The organism is Corynebacterium sp. (genome assembly GCF_052107835.1).
In the GTDB taxonomy this organism is placed as follows: domain Bacteria; phylum Actinomycetota; class Actinomycetes; order Mycobacteriales; family Mycobacteriaceae; genus Corynebacterium.
In genome coordinates, this window is the sequence record NZ_JBQEDF010000003.1 from 1 (window position 1) to 25054 (window position 25054).

Genomic DNA, 25054 nt, shown 5'->3' on the forward strand with positions numbered 1-25054 from the left:
GGAGTTCGCCGGCGAGTCCGTCCCGCAGGCCGCCGTGATCGTCAACGAGTCCCGCCCGCTGTTCGATCCCTTCGTCCTGCAGACCACCGCCAAGCGCGAGGGTGACGACATCGTCATCAACGGTGTGAAGACCATGGTCCCGAACGCCGGCTCCGCCGAGCTCTTCGTGATCGCCGTCGACCTGGACGGGGTCAACACCTTCGCCATCGTCGAGTCCTCCACCGAGGGCGTCGTCGTCGAGGCCGACCCGTCCATGGGTCTGCGCGCCGCCGGCCTGGGCCGCGTCCTGCTGAAGGACGTCAAGGTCCCCGCCGTCAACCTCCTGGGCGGCACCGAGTTGGACGACGACCAGCGCAACAGCGACTACGCCGAGATCATCCGCCGCGCCCGTCTCGGCTGGGCGTCGCTGGCGTCCGGCACCGCCGAGGCCGTGCTGGAGTACGCCAAGCCCTACGTCCTGGAGCGCACCGCCTTCGGTGAGCCGATCGCCAACCGCCAGGCCGTGGCCTTCATGATCTCCAACATCCGCGTCGAGCTCGACGGCCTGCGGCTGATCACCCAGCGCGGCGTCTCCCGCCTCGACCAGGGCCTGTCCTTCAACCGCGAGGCCGGCCTCGCCCGCCGCTTCGCCTCCGAGAAGGGCATGCAGATCGGTTCGGACGGTGTCCAGCTGCTCGGCGGCCACGGCTACACCAAGGAGCACCCGGTCGAGCGGTGGTACCGCGACCTGCGTGCCATCGGTGTCGCCGAAGGCGTCGTCGTCCTCTGAGTCCCCGCAACCAATCATCGAAGGAGCATAAGCAATGATCAACCTTGAACTCCCGAAGAAGCTGCGGGCGACCGTCAACCAGGCGCACCAGGCCGCAGCCGAGATCTTCCGGCCCATCTCCCGCAAGTACGACCTCGCCGAGCACGAGCGCCCGGTCGAGCTCGACACCATGGCGTCCCTCGTCGAGGGTATGAGCGACGGTGGCGGCAACATGGCCGGTGCGTCCGGCGGACGCAGCGACAAGAAGAAGGACGACGGCAGCATCCGCAACGGCGGAAACATGTCGTCCCTGCTCAACGTCATCGAGACCTGCTGGGGCGACGTGGGACTGACTCTGTCCCTGCCGTACCAGGGCCTGGGCAACGCCGCCGTCGCCGCCGTCGCGACCGACGAGCAGCTCGACGAGTACGGCAAGGTGTGGGCCGCGATGGCCATCACCGAGCCGCAGTTCGGATCCGACTCCGCCGCGGTGGCCACCACCGCCAAGGAGGACGGCGACGAGTACGTCCTCAACGGCGAGAAGATCTTCGTCACCGCCGGTGAGCGCTGCGACCACGTGGTCGTCTGGGCCACCCTGGACAAGTCCGCCGGCCGCGCGGCCATCAAGTCCTTCCTGGTCCCGCGCGACACCCCGGGCTTCGACCTGGTCCGCCTCGAGCACAAGCTGGGCATCCGGTCCTCCGACACAGCGCACTTCATCCTGGACAACGCCCGCATCCCGAAGTCCGCGCTGCTCGGAACCCCGGAGATCGACACCAAGAAGTCCTTCGCCGGTGCGATGGCCACCTTCGACAACACCCGCCCGCTGGTGGCCGGCATGGCCGTCGGTGTTGCCCGTGCCTCCCTGGAGAAGCTGCGCACCATCCTGACCGACGCCGGAGTCGAGATCGACTACGACGCCCCGGCCTGGAACCAGACCGCCGCCGCCTCCGAGTACATCCGTCTCGAGGCCGACTGGGAGGCTGCCTACCTGCTGACCCTGAAGGCCGCATGGATGGCCGACAACAAGCAGCCGAACAACAAGGAAGCCTCCGAGTGCAAGGCGAAGGCCGGCCGCATGGCGACCGAGCTGACCCTGCGCGCGGTGGAGCTGGCCGGATCCTACGGCTACTCCGAGCGTTCCCTGCTGGAGAAGTGGGCCCGTGACTCCAAGATCCTGGACATCTTCGAGGGCACCCAGCAGATCCAGCTCCTGGTGGTCGCCCGCCGCGAGCTGAACCTGTCCTCCTCGCAGCTGAAGTAGTGAGCTGACGTAGGGGAGCAGTCACCCCACGAGTGAGACCCCGGAGGGTGGAAGGGATTCCACCGTCCGGGGTTCTTCCGTGTGAGCCGCCGGGATTCGGCCCCGGAACGGCGGGACTTAAGCACCCCCGGCGATTTTTGCTGGGACCTGAAAACGTCGTGACCTGCAGTTCTCACTATGTGGAAATTGAACAGGGTGTGAAAGTCGCGGCGCCGACGGGCGCAACGCAAAGGAGGGGCCGGTCACCACGATTACATCGTGGTGGCCGGCCCCTCCCAGGCTCACAGGCCGTCAGGCTGTCACGGGACCCGAACCAGAATGGGGCCCGGGCGCCGGGAAGGCAGCTGCGCTACGCGGCCTCATCCTCGGCGCCGGAGTTGACCTTCGGCAGTTCACGCGGCACAACCTTGCCCACGGCGTTCCGCGGCAGGCTGTCCATGAACACGTAGTAACGCGGCACGTTGTGGCGGGCCAGCTGCTCCTTGACCGTCTTCTTGGCGGTCTCCTTGAACTCGTCCTCGTCCACGCCGTCCTCCAGGACGACGTAGGCGCAGAGTGCCTTGCCGAAGTCGGGGTCGTCCACGCCGTGGACATGTGCCTCGACCACGTTCTCGAGGCTGTAGACCAGGTCCTCGGTCTCCTGCGGGTACACGTTCTCGCCGCCGGAGACGATCATGTCGTCGCTGCGTCCGGCGATGTAGAGCAGCCCGTCCTGGTAGTAGCCCAGGTCGCCGGTGGCGACGAGGCCGTCGATGACCTCCTTGTCCACGCCGGGGCGGGTGTAGCCCTCGAAGAGCATGTCGTTGCCGACGAAGATGCGGCCGATCTCGCCCTCGGGGAGCTCCTGGCCGTCGTCGCCGAAGATCTTCAGGACGGTGGCCATCGGCGGCTTGCCGGCGGTCGTCGGGTGTTCGGCGAGCTCGTGGGGCTGCGCGATGGACGCCCAGCTGACCTCGGTGGAGCCGTAGAGGTTGTAGAGCACATTGCCGAACTTCTCGTTGCTCTCCTTGATCACGGTCGGCGGCAGGGCTTCGCCGCAGGCGGTGATGATCTGCGTGCCGGGGTTGAACTTCTCCGGCACGGCGTCGAGCAAACGGCGCAGCATCGTCGGGACGATCGCGATGGCGTGCGGGCGGTTCGACTCGATCAGCTTCACTGCTTCCCGCGGGGAGAACTTGCGCTGCAGGATAAGCGTGCTGCGCAGCGCGAGGCCGAGCTGGATCTGCGCGAAACCCCACGTGTGGAACATCGGTGCGGCGATGTAGTAGCCGCGGTGGTGCTTCAGCGGGATCCTCGACATGATCGAGGACGCCGGGAGGTAGGTGCGGGGCTCCGGACGCCGGGCACCCTTCGGGGTGCCGGTGGTTCCGGAGGTGAGGATGATGGTGCGGCCGCGACGCGGGCGGGCCGGGATCTTCTGGCCGTCCGGGGTGGTGCGCAGCACCTCGGTGAGGGTGGGCCAGTCCGGGTTGCGGGTGGCGTGGTCCTCCAGTGCGGTGGCCTCGGCGACGTTGCTGGCGTACTCGATGACGTCGTACTCGGTCGGGTCGTGGTCCTCCGGCAGTGCCGCGGCGCTGGCCTGGTTCTCCTCCCAGTTCACGATCACCGGGCATTCGTCGAAGCCCTTGGGCAGCAGCGGGATGAACTCCTCGTCGATGAAGAGGAGGTCGATCTTCTGCTCCTTCAGCACGGCCCTGGTCTGGTTCGCCGAGGCGCCGGTGTTGAGCAGGACGATGTCGGTGCCCAGGCGGCCGTGCGCGCACAGGGCCAGGATGAAACCGCGGTGGTTCCGGGACAGGACGCCGACCTTGTCGCGCTCGCGCACGCCGGTGCGGAACAACGCCTGTGCCAGACGGTTCGTCTGCTCGTGCAGTTCCTTGTATGTCACCGAGCCGGCATCGTCGATGATGGCGGTGTGGTAGGGATCGCGTGCCGCGCCCAGGGCGAGCAGTCCTGCGGGGAGGAACTCCCACTGGTAGATGGCCTTGAGGGCCTTGCCCATGGCGACAGGCGTCATCGCGCCGAGGACCCCCGACTTGAAGAGGGGGAGGGTGCCTTTGGCCAGCATCGGCAATTGATCGATCGTGACGGCGGGTTGGGATCCGCTCATGACGCTCCTTCGTGTTTGTGCGTGGGTCAACCGCTGTGGGTTAACGCCGTGTGTACCCGGATTGTGGTCCACATTACAGACGCGCCGGGGGCCCGTCAGCCGTTTCGCCCACCGATGTTTCGCTTACGAGAGAATATTTGTCTTGTCAGAAACGTACCAGGTCAGCAAACGTGCCGTTGATCAGTAGTGTTCGCGGATATGGCGTTCTGCGCGGCGTCCCGCGCGGTCGCCGGTGACCGTCACGATCTCCCGGGGCCGGAGGTTGACGAGGTCGTCCAACAACCCCTCCGGGAGGGGACCGTCGGCGTAGATACGTGTGGCGCGGCGGGGGAGGATGATCCCGTGGACCGTGCCGACGGTGTCGGAAGAGTCGGTGCGGGGACGTGCCATGGCGCCCGAGGGGCGTACAAAGGGTGGTGTTCGCTGACGGCGTACACATCCCCGGGATGGTCAATAAACATGCTGTGATCTGCAATGACGAGGTTATGTGCGGTGTGATCGGTGCGGGAACAAGAGTGGCAGACCCCGACGTTGAGCAAAGTGAGTCAACGTGGGGTCGCCGAGTAACTAAGGTGGTCCCCACATCCGGACCTTGAAGTGAGGGAGAGCTAATGTTCGAGAGGTTCACCGACCGTGCACGGCGCGTCGTCGTGCTGGCGCAGGAGGAAGCCCGTGCGCTCAACCACAACTACATCGGGACCGAGCACATCCTGCTCGGACTGATCCACGAGGGCGAGGGCGTCGCAGCGAAGGCGCTCGAGTCCATGGGGATTTCCCTGGAGGCGGTGCGCACCGAGGTCGAGGACATCATCGGCACCGGCGGCCACCCGCCGAGCGGGTACATCCCCTTTACGCCGCGGGCCAAGAAGGTCCTCGAGCTGGCACTGCGTGAGGCGCTGCAGCTCGGCCACAAGTACATCGGCACCGAGCACATCCTGCTCGGCCTCATCCGTGAGGGCGAGGGCGTGGCAGCCCAGGTGCTCGTGAAGCTGGGCGCCGACCTGTCGCGCGTGCGTCAGCAGGTCATCCAGCTGCTCTCGGGCTACGAGGGTTCCGAGCCGGAGGCTGCGCCGGACGAGCCGGCCACCGCCGGTGTCGGCCAGACCCCCGAGCCCGGGGCCGGTGGCGGCAAGCCCGGCCAGAAGTCGAACTCCCTGGTCCTCGACCAGTTCGGCCGTAACCTGACCCAGGCGGCCAAGGACGGCAAGCTGGACCCGGTCGTGGGCCGTGGCCAGGAGATCGAGCGCATCATGCAGGTGCTGTCGCGCCGCACCAAGAACAACCCGGTGCTGATCGGCGAGCCCGGTGTGGGCAAGACCGCCGTCGTCGAGGGCCTGGCCCTGGACATCGTCAACGGCAAGGTGCCGGAGACGCTGAAGGACAAGCAGGTCTACTCGCTGGACCTCGGCTCCCTGGTCGCCGGTTCCCGTTACCGCGGTGACTTCGAGGAGCGCCTGAAGAAGGTGCTCAAGGAGATCAACCAGCGCGGCGACATCATCCTGTTCATCGACGAGATCCACACCCTGGTGGGTGCGGGTGCCGCCGAGGGCGCGATCGACGCGGCCAGCATCCTGAAGCCGAAGCTGGCCCGCGGCGAGCTGCAGACCATCGGTGCCACCACGCTGGACGAGTACCGCAAGCACATCGAGAAGGACGCCGCCCTGGAGCGTCGTTTCCAGCCGGTGCAGGTCCCCGAGCCCGGCGCTGAGATGACCATCGAGATCCTCAAGGGTCTGCGTGACCGCTACGAGGCACACCACCGCGTGTCCATCACCGACGGTGCACTGGCCGCCGCGGCACGGCTGTCCGACCGGTACATCAACGACCGTTTCCTGCCGGACAAGGCCGTCGACCTCATCGACGAGGCCGGTGCCCGCATGCGCATCAAGCGGATGACGGCACCGAAGGCCATCCAGGACGTCGACGACCGGATCGCCGAGGTGCGCCGCACCAAGGAAGCGGCCATCGACGACCAGGACTTCGAGAAGGCCGCCTCGCTGCGTGACGATGAGCGCAAGCTCACCGAGGAGCGCGCCGAGAAGGAGAAGCAGTGGCGTGCCGGTGAACTCGACGACGTCGCCGAGGTCGGCGAGGAGCAGATCGCCGAGGTCCTGGGTACCTGGACCGGCATCCCCGTCGTGCGGCTGACCGAGGAGGAGTCCTCCCGGCTGCTGCACATGGAGGATGAGCTGCACAAGCGCATCATCGGCCAGGACGACGCGGTCAAGGCCGTGTCCCGGGCGATCCGCCGTACCCGTGCCGGCCTGAAGGACCCGAAGCGTCCCAGTGGTTCGTTCATCTTCGCCGGCCCGTCCGGCGTCGGTAAGACCGAGCTGTCGAAGGCGCTGGCGGAGTTCCTGTTCGGCGACGATGACTCGCTGATCCAGATCGACATGGGTGAGTACCACGACAAGTTCACCGCGTCCCGCCTGTTCGGTGCACCTCCCGGCTACGTCGGCTACGACGAGGGCGGCCAGCTGACCGAGAAGGTCCGCCGCAAGCCGTTCTCCGTGGTGCTGTTCGACGAGATCGAGAAGGCGCACAACGAGATCTACAACACGCTGCTGCAGGTTCTCGAGGACGGTCGTCTCACCGACGGCCAGGGCCGCGTGGTGGACTTCAAGAACACGGTGCTCATCTTCACCTCGAACCTGGGTACCAAGGACATCTCGAAGGCCGTCGGCATGGGCTTCTCCGGCTCCGGTGAGCAGGACGAGGATGCCCAGTACGACCGGATGAAGACGAAGGTCGACGATGAGCTGAAGAAGCACTTCCGGCCGGAGTTCCTCAACCGTATCGACGACATCGTTGTCTTCCACCAGCTCACCCGCGAGCAGATCGTCCAGATGGTCGACATGCTCACCGGCCGGGTGCGCACCGCCCTGGAGGAGAAGGACATGGATCTGGAGCTGACGGACAAGGCCAAGCACCTGCTGGCCTCCCGCGGTTTCGACCCGGTGCTCGGTGCCCGTCCGCTGCGCCGCACCATCCAGCGGGAGATCGAGGACCACCTGTCCGAGAAGATCTTGTTCGGCGAGATCGGTGCCGGCGAGATCGTCTCGGTCGACGTGGACGACTGGGACGGCGAAGGCAAGGGCGAGGGTGTGAAGTTCACTTTCGACACCCGTCCGAAGCCGCTGCCGGAGATCGCCGCTGAGCCGTCCGACGAGGCGCAGGACGCCGTGATCGACGCGGCGACCCACGGCGAGGACTCCTCCTCCTCGGAGCTGCCGGAGACGCAGGACGCCACCGCCGGCGAGCGTCAGGAGTAGTCGGGGGGTAACTGGCACCCGGGGCTCTCCGTGGCCCCGCCGCCCCAGCCGCAGACTCTGCGGGTGGGGCGGCATTTCGGCACCCAGGGATGTGGGAATTCAGAACCACCCCTGGGTGCCGTACTGCGTGCAGGGGGCGTGCTGGGGAATCCGGGAGGGCTACCGGGGGAGTCGGTAGGTGTCCCCCGAGCGCTCCACCAGGCCGTCGGCCACCAGCGACTCCAGTGCCCGTGCCCGCTGACCGGCGTCCTCGCTGGTTCCGGTGAAGTCCGTTGACGTCGCGGAAATCTCGGTGGCGGACCCGTCCCCGCGCAGGATCGCCATGATCCGCCCGCGGACCTGACGGTCGGTGCCCTCGAACTTCTGCACCCGCTTCTTCGCCCTCGCGGATTCCGCGGCGCTCGGGGCGGGGCGTCCCAGGGCGATCCAACGGCACCGCGAGGACACCGGGCATTCGTCGCACCGGGGGGAACGTGCGGTGCACACCGTCGCGCCCAACTCCATCAGTGAGGCACACATTCCGAGGGCCTCCCGGCGGTCCTGCCTGGTCGCGCGGTCGTGCCGCGGATTGCTGTAACCACGCTTGACCAGTGCCGGGTCCTCGTCGACCCACGGCATCAGATCGGCCACGTCGGCGAGATCCCCAGTCTTCGCCGGCCCCTGCAGGAACTCCCCACGGGCCAGGCGCCGGTGCACCCGCCGGACATTGGTGTCGACCACGGGGACCGCATGCCCGAACGCGAACGCGGCGACGGCGCGGGCGGTGTACTCGCCGATGCCGGGCAGCGCGAGAAGCTCGGGGACAGTGGAGGGGACCTCCCCGTCGTGCTGTTCGACGATCGCCCCGGCGCATTCCCGCAGTCGCAGGGCGCGGCGCGGGTATCCCAGGTTCGCCCAGGCGCGGAGCACCTCATCCGTCGGAGCGTCCGCCAGCGCGGCAGGGGTCGGCCAGCGTCGCAGCCAGGCCGCCCACAGGGGGGCCACGCGCGCCACCGGTGTCTGCTGGGACATGATCTCGCTGAGCAGGACCGCCCACGGGGACGTGCCCGGCATGCGCCAGGGCAGCTCGCGTGCGGTGGACGCGAACCAGTCGTTGAGGACGCGGCCGAGGGAGTCCGTGCCGCTGGTTGCAGTAGTCGTGGCTGTCATGTCGGTGTCCACTCTGCCGCACGGACACATTCCCGGCAAAGTGGCAGAATGGTGCGCATGACTAACGAACCCACCCCGCAGGAGGCGCTGGAGTCCCTGGTCGAGGGGAATCGCCGCTTCATGGCCGAGGACTCCGACCATCCCCACCAGGACAGGGGACGCCGCGAACTGCTGACCTCGGGGCAACGTCCGCACGCGGTGGTGCTGGCGTGCTCCGATTCGCGTGTGCCGGTGGAGATCATCTTCGACCAGGGGCTCGGCGACATCTTCGTGATCCGCACCGCCGGTGAGATCACTGACCTGTCGGTGCTGGCATCGCTGGAGTTCGCGGTGGTGTCCCTGGGGGTTCCGCTGGTGGTGGTGCTGGGCCATGAGAGCTGCGGTGCGGTCGGGGCGGCGCAGTCGGCGCTGGAGACCGGCAGCATGCCCCCGGGCTTCCAGCGTGTGCTGGTCGAGAAGGTGACGCCGTCACTGCTGGCGGCGCGGGCGCTCGGGGCGGACACCAGCGAGGACTTCGAGAAGCACCACGTCGTGGAGATCGCGAACCATATCGTGGACCGTTCCCCGGGGATCCTGTCCCTCCTGCGCGAGGGCGCGTGCGGGGTGGTGGGGATGCGTTACCGCCTGTCGGACGGGTTGAGTGAACCGGTGGTCAATTACGGGCTCGACATCGACGGGCTGGACCGGCAGGAACTGCCCTGAGGTTTCCCGGGGTGTCATACCCGGGTGGGGACGTAAGTGCTGGTTAGACTGGGCATGTGACATCGCCCCGTAATCCGCACGACGACCAGCGCCCACTGCCCCCGGAGATCTACCGGCGACGCCGCATCGCGGCGATCGTCGCACTGGTCGTGGTCATTGCCCTGCTGTGGTGGGTGGTCAGCTCACTGACCGGCGGGGACGACGAGTCGGTTCCGGTCGCACAACAGACGCAGTCTGAGTCCGGGTCCGCGGCCCCGCCGGAGCCGTCGGGTTCCTCCGGGGGGAGCACGTCCGCATCCGCGTCCGGGGAACCGTCGGAGGACGCCGCGGACCCCTCCGGGGAGGCGACCGCGACCGAGGCGGCGGGGGAGCCGTCCGAGGGGGCCGATGAGCTGGCCAACAAGGATTCCTGCGTGCTGGAGGACCTGCAGCTTTCGGTTCGCCCGGGTGCCCCGACGTTCAGGGACGGGGACCAGCCGAACTTCTTCCTGGAGGTCACGAACCCGACCGGGGCGGACTGCGACATCGACCTGTCGGAGGACGAGTTGAGGTTCGAGGTCTTCACCATGGATTCCGGTTACACCCGGGTGTGGGGAGACACGGACTGCAATTCACCGACGTCGTCGGGGAGCCTGGAGCTGGAGCCGGAGCAGTCCCGGACGTTCGAGATGACGGGCTGGTCCAGGACCACGTCCGCCCCGGACAGCTGCGACAACCGTGAGCCGGTCGGCCCCGGCGCCTACATGGTCTACGGCCACATCGGCGACAACACCTCCGAGCAGCAGACCTTCAACCTGGTGTAGCCCGCGCCCCGGGCGCGCCTCAGTTGTTCTTCCGTGCCTTCCCCAGGCTGAGCGCGCTCACGGCTTCATCGACCGTGCTGACCGGGATGACCTTCAGTCCCTTCGGGGGAGTGACCCGGTCGGCGCCGCGGGTGGCCTCCGGGACCAGTGCCGTGGTGAAGCCCAGCCGGGCGGCCTCCGACAGTCGCAGCCGCAGGTCGGCGACCCGGCGGACCTCCCCTCCCAGGCCGACCTCGCCGACGGCCACCAGGCCGGTGGGGAGGGCTTTCTCGGCGGCGGTGGATGCCAGTGCCATGGCCAGCGCCAGATCGGCCCCGGGCTCGGAGATCTTCATTCCCCCGACTGTCGATGCGTAGACCTCGTGCTTCATCAGGTCGATCCCCGCCCTGCTGGCCAGGACGGCCAGCACCACCGACACCCGGCTGGCGTCGATGCCGGTGACCACGCGCCGCGGCGTGTGCATGTCGGTGTCCATGGCCAGGGTCTGGATCTCGCCGAGCATCGCGCGCCTGCCGTCCATCAGAACCGTCACCGCGGTCCCCGCGACCGGATCCTCGCGCTGGTGCAGGAACAGTCCGGACGGGTCCGCCACCTCGCGGATCCCCTCGGAGGTCTGCTCGAAACAGCCGACCTCGTCCGTGGCGCCGAAGCGGTTCTTCTGCCCGCGCAGGAAGCGCAGTGAACTGTGCCGGTCACCCTCGAAGTTGAGCACCACGTCTACCAGGTGCTCCACGGTGCGCGGGCCGGCGACCGCACCGTCCTTGGTCACGTGACCGACCAGCAGCACCGGAACCCCGGTGGACTTCGCCAGCGTCGTCAACGTCGCGGCGACGGCGCGGGTCTGCGCGACACCCCCGGCCACGCCCTCCACGCCGGAGGCGTTGAGGGTCTGCAGGGAGTCGACGATGACCAGCTCCGGCTGCACCCCGTCGATCTGCCCCAGGGCGGTCTCCAGGTCGTGCTCCGCGGCGAGGAACAGGGACGGTGACAGTGCGCCGGTCCGCTCGGCGCGGTGGCGGACCTGCCCCACGGATTCCTCGGCGGTCAGGTACAGGACGCTGCGCCCCTGCCGGGCCCAGCGGTTGGCCACCTCGAGCAGCAGCGTCGACTTGCCGACCCCGGGTTCGCCGGCGAGCAGCACGGCACTGCCCGGTACGACACCGCCGCCGAGGACGCGGTCCAGCTCACTGATCCCGCTGGTGCGGTGGTTGGCGGTGGAGGGGTCGATGTCGGTGACCGCACGGGCGGGGGAGGTGGGGGTGAGGCCGACGGGGACGGTGCCGCGTCCCGCCCCTGAACCCGACCCGGCCGCGGCGACGGGTGCGGGGGCGACCGCCTCCATCGTCCCCCACTCCTGGCAGGAGGGGCAGCGTCCCACCCACTTCGACACCTGGTGCCCGCAGGAGGAGCAGCGGTAGGTGCTGCGGTTCTTCGTCTTCGTGGCCATGGTCAACACCCTATCCTGTGGCACGGACACGAAAACGCGTCCGGCCCGTGACAGGGTCGAACGCGTGTTCCGGGGAGACGTGCCGGGATCCTAGTGGATGTCGGAGCCTTCCTCGTGGCCGTCGATGGTGTCCTCACCCTCGCGGTTCACGCCGTCCTGGTGGCGGTAAGTCTTGCCCGCCTCGGCGTACCAGTCGACGATCGGGGCGTTGATGTCGACGTCGCCGTTGGAGAACTGGAAGGTCACGGTGCGGGCGGCGCCGTTGTAGAAGTTCTCGCCCTCCACCGTGGTGGGCAGGTACTCGGTGCAGCCGACCGGGGCGCCCCCGGGATTCATCTCCTCGAGGGCGGCGTCGGAGTCGGCGACCAGGGAGCAGTTCGGGGCCAGGGTGTGGGCGCCGCCGAAGTCGAAGTCGGCGTCCTGCACCGTGACGTCCTCGAGGACGATGTCCTCCTGCTGCATCGCCTGGTTGGAGGCGTTGAACTTCAGGGCAACGGAGTTGTCCTCCTGGGTGACCAGGGTGACGTCCCTGACCACGGCGTCGCCGATCTCACCGTTGGTGCCGTTGACGGCGGCGACCTGGGTTGCGGTCTGGGAGATCTGGCCGGCGCTGCAGGCGCTCAGTGCCAGGGCCGCGCAACCGGCGGTGACGGCGAGCACCCGCCGGGTGGCGGACTTCCGGGTCTTCACAGTGTTCTCCTCCATCAACTGCAGATGTCCCGCCTCCGCGGGATTCGTCGTGTCCAGAGTAACCTCTGCCGGCCCTGGACACCTACTCACACCACCAATTCGTCAGCGACGCCACGTCCGGACGGGGGGAAGGACGGTGCGGGGGCGGGCGACGGCACCGGCGTCCGGGACTGCTGGTATCCTGGTTCGTCATGGAGTTCAACATCGGGGACGTCGTCGTTTACCCCCACCACGGTGCCGCAGTGATCGAGGGTATTGAGCAGCGGGTGTTCAAGGGGGAGCCGGTCGACTACCTCGTGCTGCGGGTGAACCAGGGCGACCTGCTGGTGCGGGTCCCCGCCGCCAACGCCGAGACCGTCGGGGTCCGGGACGTGGTCGGCGAGGAGGGCCTGCAGAAGGTCTTCTCCGTCCTGCGCGAAACCGATGTGGAGGAGGCCGGGAACTGGTCCCGCCGCTACAAGGCGAACCAGGAACGTCTGGCGTCCGGCGACGTCAACCGCGTGGCCGAGGTCGTGCGTGACCTCTGGCGCCGCGACCAGGACCGTGGCCTGTCCGCCGGTGAGAAGCGGATGCTGGCGAAGGCCCGTCTGGTACTCGTCGGTGAGCTGGCCCTGGCGGAGGGTGTGGACGACAAGAAGGCCGACGACACGGTCCAGCGCATGGAGGACACGATCATCCGGCACCGCGAGCAGGCCGCCGCGAAGCGCGCCGCCGGTGTCTCCGACGATGACGCGCCCCGCTCGATCGACCTCGACGACGAGCTCGGCGACGACGAGGAATAGGCCCTGAGGGGGTAGGACGCCGTGACGGTCGAACAGGTCTACGCGGTCGTCGCGGCCGCCGGCAGCGGTACCCGGCTGGGGGAGGACCGGCCCAAGGCGTTCGTGGAGGTCGGCGGACGCACCATGCTGGAACGGTGCCTGGACGGGCTCGCCGCGTCCCAGGGCATCGACCATGCGGTGGTGACAGTGTCGGAGGACATGCGGACACACGCCGGGGAACTGGTCAGGACCCACGCCGGTGCCTGGCTGCCGATGCAGGTGTCGGTCGTCACCGGCGGCACCGAACGCACGGACTCGGTGCTTGCGGGGCTGGAAGCGGTGGAGTCGATGGTGGTGGGGACCTTCGGGGAGGACGGGCCCTCCGGGGTTCTCGTGGCGGTGCATGACGCCGCCCGGTGCCTGACCCCGCCGGCGACCGTGTCCGCTGTGGTGTCCGCGGCGGAACAGGGCCTGGAGAACAACGCCTGGGCCGGTGTCGTCCCCGTCCTGCCGGTCACGGACACCGTGAAGGTGGTGTCGGTCGCGGACGGTGGCCCGGCGGACGGGGCCGAGATCATCCGGTCGACCCCCGTGCGGGAGGGTCTGCGGGCGGCGCAGACACCGCAGGTCTTTGCCCTGGACGGTCTGCTGGCCGCGAACCGGATGCAGCAGGCGCGCGAGGAGCTCGACTCCGCGCATCCGACCGGTCAACCCCCGACCGTGCCGGCGCCGACCACGGTGACCGACGACGCGTCGCTGATGGAGATGGCGGGCGAGACGGTGGTCGTGGTCCCCGGGTCGGCGATGTCCTTCAAGATCACGGTGCCGGAGGACCTGGAGCGCGCCGAACGGCTGGTCGCCGGTGATGCCCCGTGATCATCCCCCGTGTCGGCGTCGCGACGGACGCCCACCAGACTGAACCGGGCAAGCCCTGCTGGATGGCGGGCCTGCTGTTCGAGGGCACCGACGGTTGTGAGGGGCATTCCGACGGGGACGTCGTGGCCCACGCGGTGGTCGACGCCCTGCTTTCCGCGTCCGGCCAGGGGGACCTGGGGTCCTTCGTGGGTGTGGGACGCGCCGAGTACGCCGGGGTCACCGGGGCGCTGCTGCTCACCGAGTGCCGTGAACTGCTGGAGTCCCGCGGATTCACCATCGGCAATGCGGCGGTGCAGATGATCGGCAACCGCCCGAAGATGGGTCCCCGGCGGGAGGAGGCGGAGCGGGTGTTGTCCGGGCTGCTCGGCGCACCGGTCAGCGTGTCCGCCACGACGACGGACCACATGGGCTTCACCGGACGCGGCGAGGGGGTGGCCGCTGTGGCCACCGCGGTCGTGTGGGCCGACGGCGGGGACGACGGGTCCGCGAACTAGCCCCCGAAGGTCACCGGCAGGGAGGCGACGTCCTCGAAGGGCGGGGTCGAGGCGTGGTCGGTGACGACCTTCAGGGAGCAGTCGTCGGTGGTGCAGTCCACGGTGCCGTCCTCGTTGGAGGCCTGGACGGTGAGCTCGACCTCCGCATTGCCCTCGGCGTCGAAGGTGTCCGTGGCTCCGTCCTCGCCCTCGGCGACGACGCGCAACCAGTCCTGCATGGAGCCGGCGTAGGTGGCGGGGTCGCTGGAATCTCCGTCGGTCTGGGCGATGGCGACGTAGTACCCCTGCTCGGGGTCGAGGTCGCTCAGGGTGACGGAGATGGTCTCGCCGTCGGTGAGTCCGTCGGTCTTGGACGCGGAGAGCCCGTCGGTCTCGCCCCCTCCGGCGTCATCGCCGTCGGCAGCGTCTGAGTCCGCCGGCTCCCCGGCGGTGGTGCTGTCGCCGTCCCCGGTGTCGTCGGAGTCATCATCGCCGCAGGCGGCGACGCCGAGGGTCAGGACGGCGGCGGCTGTCAGGGCGGTCGCCCGGCGGACAGGACGTGCTGTACCGGTCGAACGGGTCAGGCGAAGGCTCATGCGGATTCTCCGTTGTCTCTCGAAACTGTAACGTCAGGTGTACTGAGCACAGCCTACCAAAACCCCGGGAGGCGGGAACTCACATCCGGACGGTCGATTCCACGGCCCCCAGGCCGTCGATCTCTATGCGCACCACGTCCCCGTCCGCGAGGAAGCGACCCGACCCGGCCCCCACTCCCTCCGGCGTACCGGCGACGATCACGTCGCCCGGCTCCAGTGTGGCGAAGTTGGAGATGTAGCGCACCAGATCCACCGGCGGGAACACCAGGTCACCGGTGGAATGCTCCTGCCGCAACTCGCCGTTGACCCAAGTGCGCAGCACGGCACCCTCGGCCACCGGGTCGTAGTGGTCGGCCAGGGTCAGCCACGGGCCGAACGCGGAGGACCTGTCCAGGTTCTTGCCCTGCAGCCACTGCTGCGTCCGGTACTGCCAGTCGCGCTGCGAGAAATCGTTCATCACCGCGTAGCCGGCGATCGCCGCGCGCGCCTCGTCCTCCGACGCACCGCCCTGCGCGCCGGGTACCTGCTTGCCGATCACCACGGCGAGCTCACCCTCGTAGTCGGCCTTCGCCGCGAGGTTCTCCGGCACGTGGACGTCCGCGAACGGCTTGGCCAGCGCGGACGGGAACTTCACGAACAACGTGGGGTGGTCGGGGACGGGGTGGCCCATCTCCACGATGTGCTCGCGGAAGTTCAGCCCGGTGCAGAGGATCTTCGACGGCTGGCGGACGACCGGCTGCAGGTCCGCCAGGGAGACCGTGACCTCGTCACCGTCGCGCCGCAGACCGGCCTGGACCGCGGCGCGGAGGCCGGTGGCGTTGCCCCTCAGGAGCGTTCCGAGGCTCCGCCGGTCAACGACGCGTCCGGATGCTTCTCCCGCGGTTGCATCCACGTCCTCCACCAGTACCGTGCAGCGGGTTCCGTCGATCGGGACCGTCGCAAGTTTCATCTTCCATCTCCCGTCTAGACTGTCAGTTGTGACTCTGCGATTCTTCGACACCGCGACCCGTGAACTCCGCGACTTCGTGCCCCTGCGTGAGGGGCACGCTTCGGTGTACCTGTGCGGTGCGACCGTGCAGTCCATCCCGCACATCGGGCACGTACGCTCCGGTGTCGCGTTCGACGTCCTGCGCAACTGGTTGGCGGCGAAGGGTCTGGACGTGGCGTTCGTGCGCAATGTTACAGACATCGATGACAAGATCCTGAGTAAGTCCGCTGAGAACGGTCGACCCTGGTGGGAGTGGGCGGCCACGCATGAGCGCGCATTCACCCGCGCCTACGAACTGCTGGGGGTGACCCCGCCGTCGGTCGAGCCGCGCGCGACCGGGCACATCCCGGAGATGATCGCCTACATCCAGCGCATCATCGACAACGGCCTGGCCTATGCGGCAGAGGATGGGTCGGTGTACTGCAGGACGGCGAAGGTGCCGGAGTACGGTTTCCTGTCGCATCAGAAGCTGGACGAGTTGGACCAGGGTGAGGACGCCGCGCCGGGCAAGGAGGACCCGCGCGATTTTGCGATGTGGAAGGCGGCGAAACCGGGTGAGCCGGGATGGGACACTCCCTGGGGATTCGGACGCCCCGGCTGGCACATCGAGTGCTCGGCGATGTCGCGGAAGTACCTGGGTGCGGAGTTCGACATCCACGCCGGCGGGATGGACCTGCAGTTCCCGCACCACGAGAACGAGGCCGCGCAGGCGCACGCCGCCGGCGACGGGTTCGCCAACATCTGGATGCACAACGGCTGGGTCACGATGTCCGGCGAGAAGATGTCCAAGTCGCTGGGCAATGTGCTGTCCGTGCCGAACATCCTCACGCTGGTGCGGCCCATCGAGCTGCGCTACTACCTCGGCTCAGGCCACTACCGCTCGATGCTGGAGTACTCCGAGTCCGCACTGCAGGAGGCGGCGGCCGGTTTCCGCCGCATCGAGAAGTTCCTGGAGCGGGCGACTGAGCTGGCCGGTCCCATCGAATCGACTGCCTGGCTGCCGGCATTCGGGGAGGCGTTGGACGATGACCTCGCCGTCCCGCAGGCCCTCGCGGTGATCCACGAGGCCGTCCGTGACGGTAACAAGGCCCTGGAGGCCGGCGACACCGCGAAGGTCGCCGAGGTCGCGGGTGCGGTCCGGGCGATGACCGGGGTGCTCGGTGTGGATCCGTTGTCGGAGACCTGGAGTGGTCCGTCCTCCCGGGGGCGTGGTCAGGGGATTGGTGCGGGTGCGTCCGACGAGTCGCTCGCCGCGCTGGAAGTCCTGGTGAAAGCGGAGCTTGACCTGCGTGCCACCGCGAAGGCGGAGAAGGATTACGCCACCGCCGATGCCGTGCGCGACCGCCTGAAGGGCGCGGGCGTGACCGTCACTGACACCCCGGACGGGGCGACCTGGTCGCTGGGGTAGCGCTGGAGTAGTTACGTGCTAACGGTGGATGATCCTGTGACCTGGAATCCCCGGCGCATTGCGGTTGCCGGGGTCAGCGGGGCGGGCAAGACCACATTGTGTGATGAGATTGCAGAGCTTCTCGATGCACCGCGGGTCGAGTTGGACAGCCTTTTCAACGGGCCGGACTGGACTCCACGTGAGTCCTTTGTCGAGGACGTTGAGGATTTCGTCGCTGGTCCACGCTGGAGGTGGAATACCCGTCACAAGTACAAGCCCATTGTCCCCGCTTACGAGACGGAGTATCCGTGCCTCACAGTGATCCGGCTCGGCAGTCCGTCCGAGACGAAGCGCTGGGTGAGTGGACTGGTGGAGACTGGCGGCGCGCGGTGAAACCGGGTTTTCATAAGTCGTCTAAGTAGGAAGATACCCGTTCGACGACTCTTGGGACGTGAACGGAGATGATCGACCAGACCAGGTCACTATCGACGATGTCGTATCCATGGGAAACGATGTTGCGTGAGTTTTTGAGCGACCGAAGCTCGAATTCAGGATGCTCCACAAGGAAATTGGGAGCAGCGCTCTCTACACGGCTTACTGCCTAACCCGCGCGAGTAAGCAGTGCCTCTGCGGCAGCCTGGAGCATTTCGTCGGTATCGTACGCATCTTTGCCTCTCGCCACCAGGCGTTCCATTGCTGCTCCGTGCTGAACCAGATCTGAAAGCGACTGGGCAAGGCGCTCGTTCTGTGGAATCTCTTTACCACTCACAACGGCCGCGCATCTTGAACTAGCTTCTCGTGCTTGGGTTTGAGTCCACCCTCGGAAACGACGTCCACCGGGACTCCCAGCAGCTCACTGAGATCCTCGGAGAGGTTGACGAATGACCAGGCGTGCTCCGGATCCACCTTCACAAGGATATCGATGTCGCTGTCGGAGGTGTCGGTCCCAGTGGCTACGGAGCCAAAAACGCGAGGATTCTCCGAACCGCTGCGGCGGATGACACCCAGGTCGTCCCGGCGCCGGGCGCGCAGAATCTCGGAGGGCCTTAATGCAGCTTCCGTGGACATGTTCCCAGGATACGTGTTCGCAGTCGTCTGGGGAATAGTGCCTGGGTAGAACCCACCTACTTCTCCAGCAGTTTCGTCCCCTTCAACTCCGGCAGTGCCAGCGCGGCAACGGCGGCGATGGCGAACGCGGCGCCGAACAGGGCGAAGAGGATCGGCAGGCCGCCGAAGACCAGCAGGGGCGGGACGATCAACGGTGCGATGATCGACGCAATACGTCCGAACCCCGTCGCCGCACCCGTGCCCCTGGCACGCATGGTTGTCGGATACAGCTCCGGCCCGATCGCGTAGAGCGCGCCCCACGCGCCCAGGTTGAAGAAGGACAGCAGGCACCCCGCGGCAATGATCTGCCACTCCAGACCGGCGAGGCCGTACAGTCCCGCGGCGACGGCGGAACCGGCGAGGAACGCGGCGAGCGTGGCCCGGCGTCCCCACCGTTCGATGAGGAACGCCGCCACCGCATAGCCCGGCAGCTGCGCCAGCGTGATGATCAGCGTGAACGTGAACGACTTCACCAGCGAAAACCCCTGGTCCACCAGGATCGACGGGATCCAGGTGAACGCACCGTAGTAGCTCAGGTTGATGCAGAACCAGATCGTCCAGAGCGCGGTCGTCCGGCGGCGCAGGGGAGAAGACCAGATGCCGTCATTGCTGTCCAGCTTCTCCGGCAGGATCGCTGCGTCCTGCTGCTTCTCATCCAGGACGGGGTCGGCGTCGGACGCGGCATCGGGGGTTTTCTGGAACCGCAGCTTCGTCGGCTCGGACGCCTCGAACTCCGCCACGATCGACTCGGCCTCCTTATGCCTCCCCTTCGACTCCAGGAAGCGCACCGACTCCGGCAGTTTCATGCGCACGTAGAGCGCGTAGAACGCCGGCACCATGCCCAGGGCCAGCGCCCAACGCCACCCGTTCTCGCCGACAGGCACCACGAAAGCACCGATCACCGCGGCAGCGAGCCAGCCGACCGCCCAGAACGCCTCGAGGATCACGACCATGCGTCCGCGGACCTTGCGCGGGGCGAACTCCGAGATCAGGGTGGACGCGACCGGCAACTCGGCACCCAGCCCCAGACCGACCACGAACCTCAGGGCGATCAGCACGGCCAGTCCGCCCGCCAGTGCGGAGGCGCCCGTCGCCAGGCCGTAGATCAGCAACGTCACGGCGAAGACGTTCCGGCGTCCGAACCGGTCGGCCAGCAGCCCACCGAAGGTCGCGCCCAGCGCCATCCCCACGAACCCGGCGGACGCCAGCCACGAGGTCTCGGTGTGAGACAGGCCCCAGTGGGTGGTCAGCGCGGCCATGATGAAACCGATCAGGCCGACGTCCATCGCGTCCAACGCCCAGCCGATGCCGGAGCCGCCCAGCAGCCTGGTGTGCCGGCGGGTGACCGGCAGGCGGTCGAGGCGTTCGGTGCGGGTCAACGAGGTGGTGGCCCGGGTTTCCGGGGACGATTCCTGGGGCGTCATAACCAGGAGACAGTACAGCCTCCGACGATCGTTGTGAACAGGGTGTTTCGGCCGGTGGCAGGGTAGGGTGGTCCGCATGGCAGGAAACGACAAGCGCCGCGGCGCGGTGCGCAAGACCGATCGGAAGGGCTCCCCCAAGGGCTCCGGCGGACAGCGGCGACGGGGGCTCGCCGGCAAGGGGGCCACCCCCAAGGCAGAGGACCGCGTCTACCACGCGAAACACAAGGCGAAGCAGGCGCAGCAGCGTCGGGATTCCGGACGCCAGAAGCCGCGGGACACCAGCGACCAGCCGGAACTGGTTGTCGGGCGCAACCCCGTCATCGAGTGCCTCCACGCGGACGCCCCGGCCACGGCACTGTACGTTGCGGTGGGCACCGGCAATGACGACCGTCTCTCCGAGGCCGTCCACACCTGTGCCGAGCGCGGTATCGCGGTTCTCGAGGTCAGCCGGGATGAACTGGACCGGATGACCGGCAACGGCATGCACCAGGGCATCGGGCTGCAGGTTCCGCCGTACAAGTACGCCGAGGTCGACGACCTCGTCGATGCCGCACAGACGTCGGGGCGCCCCGGCCTGATCGTGGTGCTGGACAACATCACCGACCCCCGCAACCTCGGTGCGGTGATCCGTTCGGTGGCGGCGTTCGGCGGGCACGGCGTGGTCATCCCGGAGCGACGTTCCGCCTCGGTGACCGCGGTGGCGTGGCGGACGTCCGCCGGTACCGCGGCGCGTCTGCCGGTCGCCAGGGCCACGAACCTGGTGCGCTCGCTCAAGCAGTTCCAGCAGTCCGGCTACCAGGTGGTCGGGTTGGACGCCGACGGCAGCCACACCCTGGACAGCTACGACGGGACGACCCCGGTCGTGGTCGTCGTCGGCTCCGAGGGAAAGGGCCTGTCCCGCCTGGTGAGGGAAACCTGTGACGACATCCTGTCGATCCCGATGGCGGGCAGGGTCGAATCGTTGAACGCCTCGGTGGCCGCGGGAGTGGTGCTCAGCGAGTTCGCCCGCCAGCGGCGGGTGCAGTAGCTCCGTTTCACCCAGAGTTCACACAGCTCACCCTGCAGGCCGGGCCATTGTGGGGGACACTGCCACCATGGAAAACTACGACATGGTTGTCATCGGGTCCGGTCCGGCGGGGCAGAAAGCCGCCATCGCCGCAGCGAAACTGGGGAAGCGCGTTGCCGTGGTCGAGCGGCGCGGCATGGTGGGTGGCGTGTGCATCAACACCGGCACCATCCCCTCCAAGACGCTGCGCGAGGCGGTGCTGTACCTCAGTGGTCTGAACCAGCGTGAGCTCTACGGGGACTCCTACCGGCTGAAAACGGATGTCACCGTCTCCGACCTCACCGCGCGGACGCAGCACGTCATCGGCAAGGAGGTTGACGTGGTGACCAGCCAGCTCACCCGCAACGGGGTGCAGGTCTACGTGGGCAGCGCAACGTTCGTCGACGAGAACGAGATCGCGATCGAGGACGCCACCGGCGATCTCAAGCACGTCACCAGTGAGCACTTCGTTATCGCGGTGGGGACCACACCGGCCCGTCCGGACACCGTGGAGTTCGACGGGAAGACGGTGGTTGATTCGGACCAGATCCTGGAACTGGACAAGGTTCCGCGGTCCATGGTCGTGGTCGGGGCCGGTGTGATCGGTATCGAGTACGCCTCCATGTTCGCGGCCCTGGGCACCAAGGTCACTGTGGTGGAGCGGCGCCCCGCCATGCTCGATTTCTGCGACCGCGAGATCGTCGAGGCCCTGCAGTACCAGTTGCGTGAGCGGGGTGTGACGTTCCGCTTCAGCGAATCCGTGGCGACGGTGGAGACACATCCGTCGGGGACGTTGACCATCCTGGAGTCCGGCAAGAAGATCCCCGCGGACACCGTCCTGTACTCGGCGGGACGCCAGGGGGCCAGCGACCAGCTCGCCGTGGAGAAGGCGGGTCTGACAGCGGACAAGCGCGGACGGCTCACCGTCGACGAGCACCTGCGGACCGAGGCGGAGCACATCTACGCCGTCGGTGATGTCATCGGTTTCCCCGCGTTGGCGGCGACGTCGATGGAGCAGGGTCGCCGGGCGACCTACCATGCCTTCGATGAGCCGATGGGGGATCCGGACGACAACCTCAACCCGATCGGCATCTACGCGATCCCAGAGATCAGCTACGTCGGCCGGACGGAGGAACAGCTCACCGCGTCCGCCACGCCGTTCGAGGTGGGTATCGCCCGCTACCGGGAGCTGGCGCGTGGGGCGATCATGGGTGACTCGTACGGGATGCTGAAACTTCTGGTGCACGCGGAGGAGCGGACGATCCTGGGGGTTCACGCCTTCGGCAGCAACGCCTCCGACCTGGTCCACATCGGCCAGACGGTGATGGGGCTGGACGGCACGGTCGACTACCTGGTGGACACGGTCTTCAACTACCCGACGCTGGCCGAGGGGTACAAGGTCGCCGCGTTGGACGCGTCGAACAAGCTCAGGGCCATAGCCCGGGTCCGGGGGAGTGGCCACCTGTACGACCTCGACGCCGGTGAGGCGGTGGGGTAGCGGCTCCCATCACTAACCTTCCGCCGGCAACCCCAGGGGATGGTCCGACCAACCTGTGGGGTTGCCGACGGAAAGTAAGTAACGGGAACGTGGGTGGGGAGTAGTTCCCGAACCGGCCCCGGGGGACCGGTCACGCCCGAGGTCCTACACCAGTGCGTCCTCCGAGGCATGGTGCGTGGAGCGGTGTTCGTCGCGCTGCACCCGTTGCCCCCGCACGTACCCGATCACCCGGCACACCAGGTAGATCGCGAAGCTGATCGAGGTGACGAACGGGCTCACCGGCAACCCCGGCTCCAGGGAGAGAATCAGCCCGCCGGCCGCGGAGACAATGGAGAACACCGCTGAGAGGACCACCGCCAGCAGGGGGTTCGAGGTCACCCGGACTGCTGCGGCGCCGGGCGTGATCAGGAGTGCCAGCAGCAGCAACGCCCCGACGATCTGCACACCCTGGGACGCCACCAGGCCGATCAGCACCGCGAACACGGCGGCGAGCAGCTTGACCTTCACACCGGACGCCGCAGCCATCACCGGGTCCACCGTGGCGAACAGCAGCGGCCGCCACAGGAATACGACCACGGCCACGACCACGACGGTCAGCACCAGGAGCACACCCAACGATGCCCCGGACACACCGACGATCTGCCCGGTCAGCAGCGCGTATGCCTCGGACGTCCGTCCCGGGTACAGGTAGATGAACAGCACTGACAGGCCCATGCCGAAGGCCAGGACCACGCCGACCGTGGCGTCCTGCTCCTTGAGTCCGAGCAGTGCGAGGACGACCGCGGCGAGCACCGCGCCGAGCACCGCGCCGGTGGACACACTGACGCCCAGCAGCAGCGCGGCCGCGGCCCCCATCAGTGCCAGTTCGCCGGTCGCGTGCGCGGCGAAGCTCATTTTCCGCATCACGATCAGCGGGGCCAGGGCACCGGAGACCAGTCCCAGGAGCAGGGAGGCCCATAGCGCGTTCTGGACGAAGTCGACCTGCAGCAGTTCCCATGTCATTACACGACCACCAGCCGTCCGTTGACCTCCGCGACCGACACGTCGGTGCCGTAGAGCCGGGAGAGGACGGGGCCGGTCATCACCTCGTCCACGGTTCCCGTGACGTGCCCGTCCGGTCCCAGGTACAGGACGCGGTCGGTCACGCCGAGTACGGGGTTGATGCCGTGGGTGATGAAGATGACGGCTGTGCCGTGCTCCCGCCTGCGCCGGTCGAGCAGTTCCACGGTGGAGCGTCGGGCGGCGAAGTCGAGGCTGAGCAGCGGTTCATCGCACAGCAGGATGTCCGGCTCACCGGCGAGTGCCTGTGCCTGCCGCACAAGTTGCTGCTGGCCGCCGGACAGTGTGCCCACACGGCGGTCCGCCAGGCCGGACGCGCCGACCTCGGCGAGGGCGGTGTCGACCTGCTGACGGGACGCCCGGCGTCCGGACGCCACCCCGTGCCCGATGGCCAGCCCGACCAGGTCGCGGACACGGATCGGCAGGTCGGGGTCGAACAGCCGCTGCTGCGGGATGAACCCGGTGCTCGCCGCGGTGCTGACCGAGCCGGCGGAGAGGTGACGGGTGCCGAGGACGACATTGAGCAGGGTGGACTTGCCCACGCCGTTGGGGCCGAGGACGGTGAGGAACTCGCCGCGCTCCACGGTGAGGTCGAGGTTGCGCCACAGTGGTTCGACGGCGGCGTCGCTGAAGGTGAGGACGGGCATCTAGTCCAGCGCATCCTCGAGGTCGGAGATGACGCCGTCGACGTAGCCGGTGTAGGTCTCGTCGCTGTCGGGGGTTTCGTTGACGTTGATGACCGGGACGTCACGGTCGTCGGCGGCGTCGGTGAGCTGGGTGGCGGCCTGGCTCTCGGACTGGGTGTTGGTGATCAGGGCGTCCACCTCGCCGTCGGTGACCAGGTCACGGGCGGCCGACAGGTCGGCGACGGAGGGTTCGCCCTCGTTCAGGACGGCCTGGGCGAAGCCCTCGGGCGACACGTCGTGGACCTCGGAGCCCTTGAGCAGTAGTCCGGCGACCGGCTCGGTGAGCAGGACGTGGGCGTGGGGCAGCGCGGCGACCCGGTCGGTGAACTCCGTGGTGGTCTCCTGCATCCCGGTGGCCTCGGCGGGGAAGGAGTCGTCGATGCTGTTCAGGTGGGCGGCCAGGTTGTTGGCGAAGCCGGCGACGGTCTCCATGTCGAACCACACGTGCGGGTTGTCCCCGCCGTCGAGCACGCCGCTGCCGTGGTCGTGGCCCGCGTGGTCCTCCCCGCCGTGGTCGTGGTCCCCGTCGTCACCGTGGTCGTGAGCCTCGCCGAGCGGGGCGGCGGTGATGACCTCGGCGTCGTCCCCGGCGTTGTCGGTGAGCCAGTTGTCGTAGCCCGCGCCGTTGCCCACCACGATGTCGGCGTCGCGGATGGTGGAGATGTCGCGGGCGCTCGCCTCGTACTCGTGGGGGTCGTCGTCGGTTCCGGAGAGGACGGTGTCCACGGTGACGTCGGTCCCGGTGTCACCGGCGTCGTCGATGACCTGCTGGGCGATGTCACCCCAGGTAGTCGTGGATGCGACGATACGGAGGCCGCCGTTGTCGGCGGGGGCGTCGTCGGAGCCCCCGGCGCAGGACGTGGCTGCGAGGGTGAGGGCCAGTGCGCCGACGGTGGCGGCGGCGGTCCGCAGGTGTCGTGTCATGACCGCCAAACCTAGCCTTGTTGGTAACGGTTGTCAATTGCTGCT

25 protein-coding genes are annotated in these 25054 nt (G+C 68.0%); 12 read left to right on the forward strand and 13 right to left on the reverse strand.

Translation table 11 applies throughout. The features are described 5' to 3' along the window. Both ACTIL2_RS01030 and ACTIL2_RS01035 read left to right on the forward strand, forming a co-directional pair. The coding region (locus ACTIL2_RS01030; protein ID WP_442335585.1) for an acyl-CoA dehydrogenase family protein at positions 1-769 on the forward strand (769 nt) is incomplete at its 5' end. Between the two features lie 34 nt (positions 770-803). Next, the gene (locus ACTIL2_RS01035) at positions 804-2012 is read left to right on the forward strand and encodes an acyl-CoA dehydrogenase family protein (RefSeq protein WP_442335586.1); all 1209 of its coding nucleotides are present in this window, start codon (positions 804-806) and stop codon (positions 2010-2012) included. A gap of 349 nt (positions 2013-2361) precedes the next feature. Here ACTIL2_RS01035 and ACTIL2_RS01040 read toward each other — a convergent pair whose 3' ends face one another. Beyond that, positions 2362-4122, reverse strand: a complete 1761-nt coding sequence (locus ACTIL2_RS01040) for an AMP-binding protein (RefSeq protein ID WP_442335587.1) — start codon at positions 4120-4122, stop codon at positions 2362-2364. A 180-nt stretch (positions 4123-4302) separates the two neighbouring features. Then, a complete protein-coding gene (locus tag ACTIL2_RS01045; RefSeq protein WP_442335588.1) occupies positions 4303-4512 on the reverse strand; it encodes a hypothetical protein in 210 nt (69 codons plus the stop codon). 221 nt (positions 4513-4733) lie between these two features. Between ACTIL2_RS01045 and ACTIL2_RS01050 the strand changes: the two genes are divergently transcribed. Beyond that, positions 4734-7394, forward strand: a complete 2661-nt coding sequence (locus ACTIL2_RS01050) for an ATP-dependent Clp protease ATP-binding subunit (RefSeq protein WP_442335589.1) — start codon at positions 4734-4736, stop codon at positions 7392-7394. A 159-nt stretch (positions 7395-7553) separates the two neighbouring features. Here ACTIL2_RS01050 and ACTIL2_RS01055 read toward each other — a convergent pair whose 3' ends face one another. Continuing rightward, the gene (locus ACTIL2_RS01055) at positions 7554-8543 is read right to left on the reverse strand and encodes an A/G-specific adenine glycosylase (RefSeq protein WP_442335590.1); all 990 of its coding nucleotides are present in this window, start codon (positions 8541-8543) and stop codon (positions 7554-7556) included. A gap of 57 nt (positions 8544-8600) precedes the next feature. Here ACTIL2_RS01055 and ACTIL2_RS01060 point away from each other — a divergent pair, with 57 nt between their 5' ends. Both ACTIL2_RS01060 and ACTIL2_RS01065 read left to right on the forward strand, forming a co-directional pair. Next, a complete protein-coding gene (locus tag ACTIL2_RS01060) occupies positions 8601-9245 on the forward strand; it encodes a carbonic anhydrase (protein ID WP_442335591.1) in 645 nt (214 codons plus the stop codon). A gap of 56 nt (positions 9246-9301) precedes the next feature. Beyond that, a complete protein-coding gene (locus ACTIL2_RS01065) occupies positions 9302-10048 on the forward strand; it encodes a hypothetical protein (RefSeq protein ID WP_442335592.1) in 747 nt (248 codons plus the stop codon). Between the two features lie 19 nt (positions 10049-10067). Here the strand turns inward: ACTIL2_RS01065 and radA are convergent, their stop codons facing one another. Beyond that, positions 10068-11495, reverse strand: a complete 1428-nt coding sequence (radA, locus tag ACTIL2_RS01070) for a DNA repair protein RadA (RefSeq protein WP_442335593.1) — start codon at positions 11493-11495, stop codon at positions 10068-10070. Positions 11496-11585: 90 nt separating this feature from the next. Beyond that, positions 11586-12185 (reverse strand): hypothetical protein, encoded by a 600-nt coding sequence (locus ACTIL2_RS01075; protein ID WP_442335594.1) that lies wholly within the window; start codon positions 12183-12185, stop codon positions 11586-11588. A 191-nt stretch (positions 12186-12376) separates the two neighbouring features. On the opposite strand from ACTIL2_RS01075, the gene ACTIL2_RS01080 reads away from it, so the two are divergent. From ACTIL2_RS01080 to ispF, 3 genes are read left to right on the forward strand one after another with little or no spacing between them, the layout of a single operon-like run. Further along, positions 12377-12967, forward strand: coding sequence for a CarD family transcriptional regulator (locus ACTIL2_RS01080; RefSeq protein WP_442335595.1), 591 nt, complete (start codon positions 12377-12379; stop codon positions 12965-12967). Between the two features lie 21 nt (positions 12968-12988). Further along, positions 12989-13822 carry an IspD/TarI family cytidylyltransferase gene (locus tag ACTIL2_RS01085; protein WP_442335596.1) on the forward strand — a complete coding sequence of 278 codons (834 nt, stop codon included), beginning with the start codon at positions 12989-12991 and terminating at the stop codon, positions 13820-13822. Further along, positions 13819-14316, forward strand: coding sequence for a 2-C-methyl-D-erythritol 2,4-cyclodiphosphate synthase (ispF, locus tag ACTIL2_RS01090; protein ID WP_442335597.1), 498 nt, complete (start codon positions 13819-13821; stop codon positions 14314-14316). Before ACTIL2_RS01085 ends, ispF begins: the two co-directional genes overlap by 4 nt. Here the strand turns inward: ispF and ACTIL2_RS01095 are convergent. Together ACTIL2_RS01095 and ACTIL2_RS01100 are read right to left on the reverse strand one after the other, a co-directional pair. Next, complete coding sequence (locus tag ACTIL2_RS01095) at positions 14313-14891, reverse strand: thiamine biosynthesis protein (RefSeq protein WP_442335598.1); 579 nt, start codon at positions 14889-14891, stop codon at positions 14313-14315. The genes ispF and ACTIL2_RS01095 overlap by 4 nt on opposite strands. A gap of 79 nt (positions 14892-14970) precedes the next feature. Next, positions 14971-15840, reverse strand: a complete 870-nt coding sequence (locus ACTIL2_RS01100) for a fumarylacetoacetate hydrolase family protein (protein ID WP_442335599.1) — start codon at positions 15838-15840, stop codon at positions 14971-14973. A gap of 28 nt (positions 15841-15868) precedes the next feature. Between ACTIL2_RS01100 and cysS the strand changes: the two genes are divergently transcribed. Together cysS and ACTIL2_RS01110 are read left to right on the forward strand one after the other, a co-directional pair. Next, a complete protein-coding gene (gene cysS / locus ACTIL2_RS01105; RefSeq protein WP_442335600.1) occupies positions 15869-17287 on the forward strand; it encodes a cysteine--tRNA ligase in 1419 nt (472 codons plus the stop codon). Positions 17288-17323: 36 nt separating this feature from the next. Continuing rightward, a complete protein-coding gene (locus ACTIL2_RS01110) occupies positions 17324-17659 on the forward strand; it encodes a hypothetical protein (protein ID WP_442335601.1) in 336 nt (111 codons plus the stop codon). 10 nt (positions 17660-17669) lie between these two features. On the opposite strand, the gene ACTIL2_RS01115 is transcribed toward ACTIL2_RS01110, so the two are convergent. The 3 genes from ACTIL2_RS01115 to ACTIL2_RS01125 form a co-directional block, all read right to left on the reverse strand. Continuing rightward, complete coding sequence (locus ACTIL2_RS01115) at positions 17670-17828, reverse strand: HepT-like ribonuclease domain-containing protein (RefSeq protein WP_442335602.1); 159 nt, start codon at positions 17826-17828, stop codon at positions 17670-17672. A gap of 203 nt (positions 17829-18031) precedes the next feature. Further along, positions 18032-18334, reverse strand: coding sequence for a nucleotidyltransferase family protein (locus ACTIL2_RS01120; protein WP_442335603.1), 303 nt, complete (start codon positions 18332-18334; stop codon positions 18032-18034). A 56-nt stretch (positions 18335-18390) separates the two neighbouring features. Next, positions 18391-19797, reverse strand: coding sequence for an MFS transporter (locus tag ACTIL2_RS01125; protein WP_442335604.1), 1407 nt, complete (start codon positions 19795-19797; stop codon positions 18391-18393). Positions 19798-19873: 76 nt separating this feature from the next. On the opposite strand from ACTIL2_RS01125, the gene rlmB reads away from it, so the two are divergent. Both rlmB and sthA read left to right on the forward strand, forming a co-directional pair. Beyond that, positions 19874-20824, forward strand: coding sequence for a 23S rRNA (guanosine(2251)-2'-O)-methyltransferase RlmB (gene rlmB, locus ACTIL2_RS01130; RefSeq protein ID WP_442335605.1), 951 nt, complete (start codon positions 19874-19876; stop codon positions 20822-20824). 67 nt (positions 20825-20891) lie between these two features. Further along, positions 20892-22340 (forward strand): Si-specific NAD(P)(+) transhydrogenase, encoded by a 1449-nt coding sequence (gene sthA / locus ACTIL2_RS01135; RefSeq protein ID WP_442335606.1) that lies wholly within the window; start codon positions 20892-20894, stop codon positions 22338-22340. A 144-nt stretch (positions 22341-22484) separates the two neighbouring features. Here sthA and ACTIL2_RS01140 read toward each other — a convergent pair whose 3' ends face one another. Genes ACTIL2_RS01140 through ACTIL2_RS01150 form a run of 3 tightly spaced genes read right to left on the reverse strand, consistent with a single transcriptional unit; the run spans position 22485 to position 25009 of the window. After that, positions 22485-23342, reverse strand: a complete 858-nt coding sequence (locus ACTIL2_RS01140; RefSeq protein WP_442335607.1) for a metal ABC transporter permease — start codon at positions 23340-23342, stop codon at positions 22485-22487. Beyond that, complete coding sequence (locus ACTIL2_RS01145) at positions 23342-24046, reverse strand: metal ABC transporter ATP-binding protein (protein ID WP_442335608.1); 705 nt, start codon at positions 24044-24046, stop codon at positions 23342-23344. Before ACTIL2_RS01145 ends, ACTIL2_RS01140 begins: the two co-directional genes overlap by 1 nt. Further along, entirely contained in the window at positions 24047-25009 is a 963-nt protein-coding gene (locus ACTIL2_RS01150) for a metal ABC transporter solute-binding protein, Zn/Mn family (protein ID WP_442335609.1), read from the reverse strand. Positions 25010-25054: the final 45 nt, after the last annotated feature.

Coding starts and splice junctions, on each gene's coding strand:
- ACTIL2_RS01100 (WP_442335599.1), bottom strand. CDS start 15,840: ATGAAACTTGCGACGGTCCCGATCGACGGAACCCGCTGCACGGTACTG.
- ACTIL2_RS01050 (WP_442335589.1), top strand. CDS start 4,734: ATGTTCGAGAGGTTCACCGACCGTGCACGGCGCGTCGTCGTGCTGGCG.
- ACTIL2_RS01040 (WP_442335587.1), bottom strand. CDS start 4,122: ATGAGCGGATCCCAACCCGCCGTCACGATCGATCAATTGCCGATGCTG.
- rlmB (WP_442335605.1), top strand. CDS start 19,874: ATGGCAGGAAACGACAAGCGCCGCGGCGCGGTGCGCAAGACCGATCGG.
- ACTIL2_RS01060 (WP_442335591.1), top strand. CDS start 8,601: ATGACTAACGAACCCACCCCGCAGGAGGCGCTGGAGTCCCTGGTCGAG.
- sthA (WP_442335606.1), top strand. CDS start 20,892: ATGGAAAACTACGACATGGTTGTCATCGGGTCCGGTCCGGCGGGGCAG.
- ACTIL2_RS01045 (WP_442335588.1), bottom strand. CDS start 4,512: ATGGCACGTCCCCGCACCGACTCTTCCGACACCGTCGGCACGGTCCAC.
- ACTIL2_RS01145 (WP_442335608.1), bottom strand. CDS start 24,046: ATGCCCGTCCTCACCTTCAGCGACGCCGCCGTCGAACCACTGTGGCGC.
- radA (WP_442335593.1), bottom strand. CDS start 11,495: ATGGCCACGAAGACGAAGAACCGCAGCACCTACCGCTGCTCCTCCTGC.
- ACTIL2_RS01150 (WP_442335609.1), bottom strand. CDS start 25,009: ATGACACGACACCTGCGGACCGCCGCCGCCACCGTCGGCGCACTGGCC.
- ACTIL2_RS01035 (WP_442335586.1), top strand. CDS start 804: ATGATCAACCTTGAACTCCCGAAGAAGCTGCGGGCGACCGTCAACCAG.
- ACTIL2_RS01055 (WP_442335590.1), bottom strand. CDS start 8,543: ATGACAGCCACGACTACTGCAACCAGCGGCACGGACTCCCTCGGCCGC.
- ACTIL2_RS01120 (WP_442335603.1), bottom strand. CDS start 18,334: ATGTCCACGGAAGCTGCATTAAGGCCCTCCGAGATTCTGCGCGCCCGG.
- ACTIL2_RS01125 (WP_442335604.1), bottom strand. CDS start 19,797: ATGACGCCCCAGGAATCGTCCCCGGAAACCCGGGCCACCACCTCGTTG.
- ACTIL2_RS01140 (WP_442335607.1), bottom strand. CDS start 23,342: ATGACATGGGAACTGCTGCAGGTCGACTTCGTCCAGAACGCGCTATGG.
- ACTIL2_RS01080 (WP_442335595.1), top strand. CDS start 12,377: ATGGAGTTCAACATCGGGGACGTCGTCGTTTACCCCCACCACGGTGCC.
- ACTIL2_RS01095 (WP_442335598.1), bottom strand. CDS start 14,891: ATGAGCCTTCGCCTGACCCGTTCGACCGGTACAGCACGTCCTGTCCGC.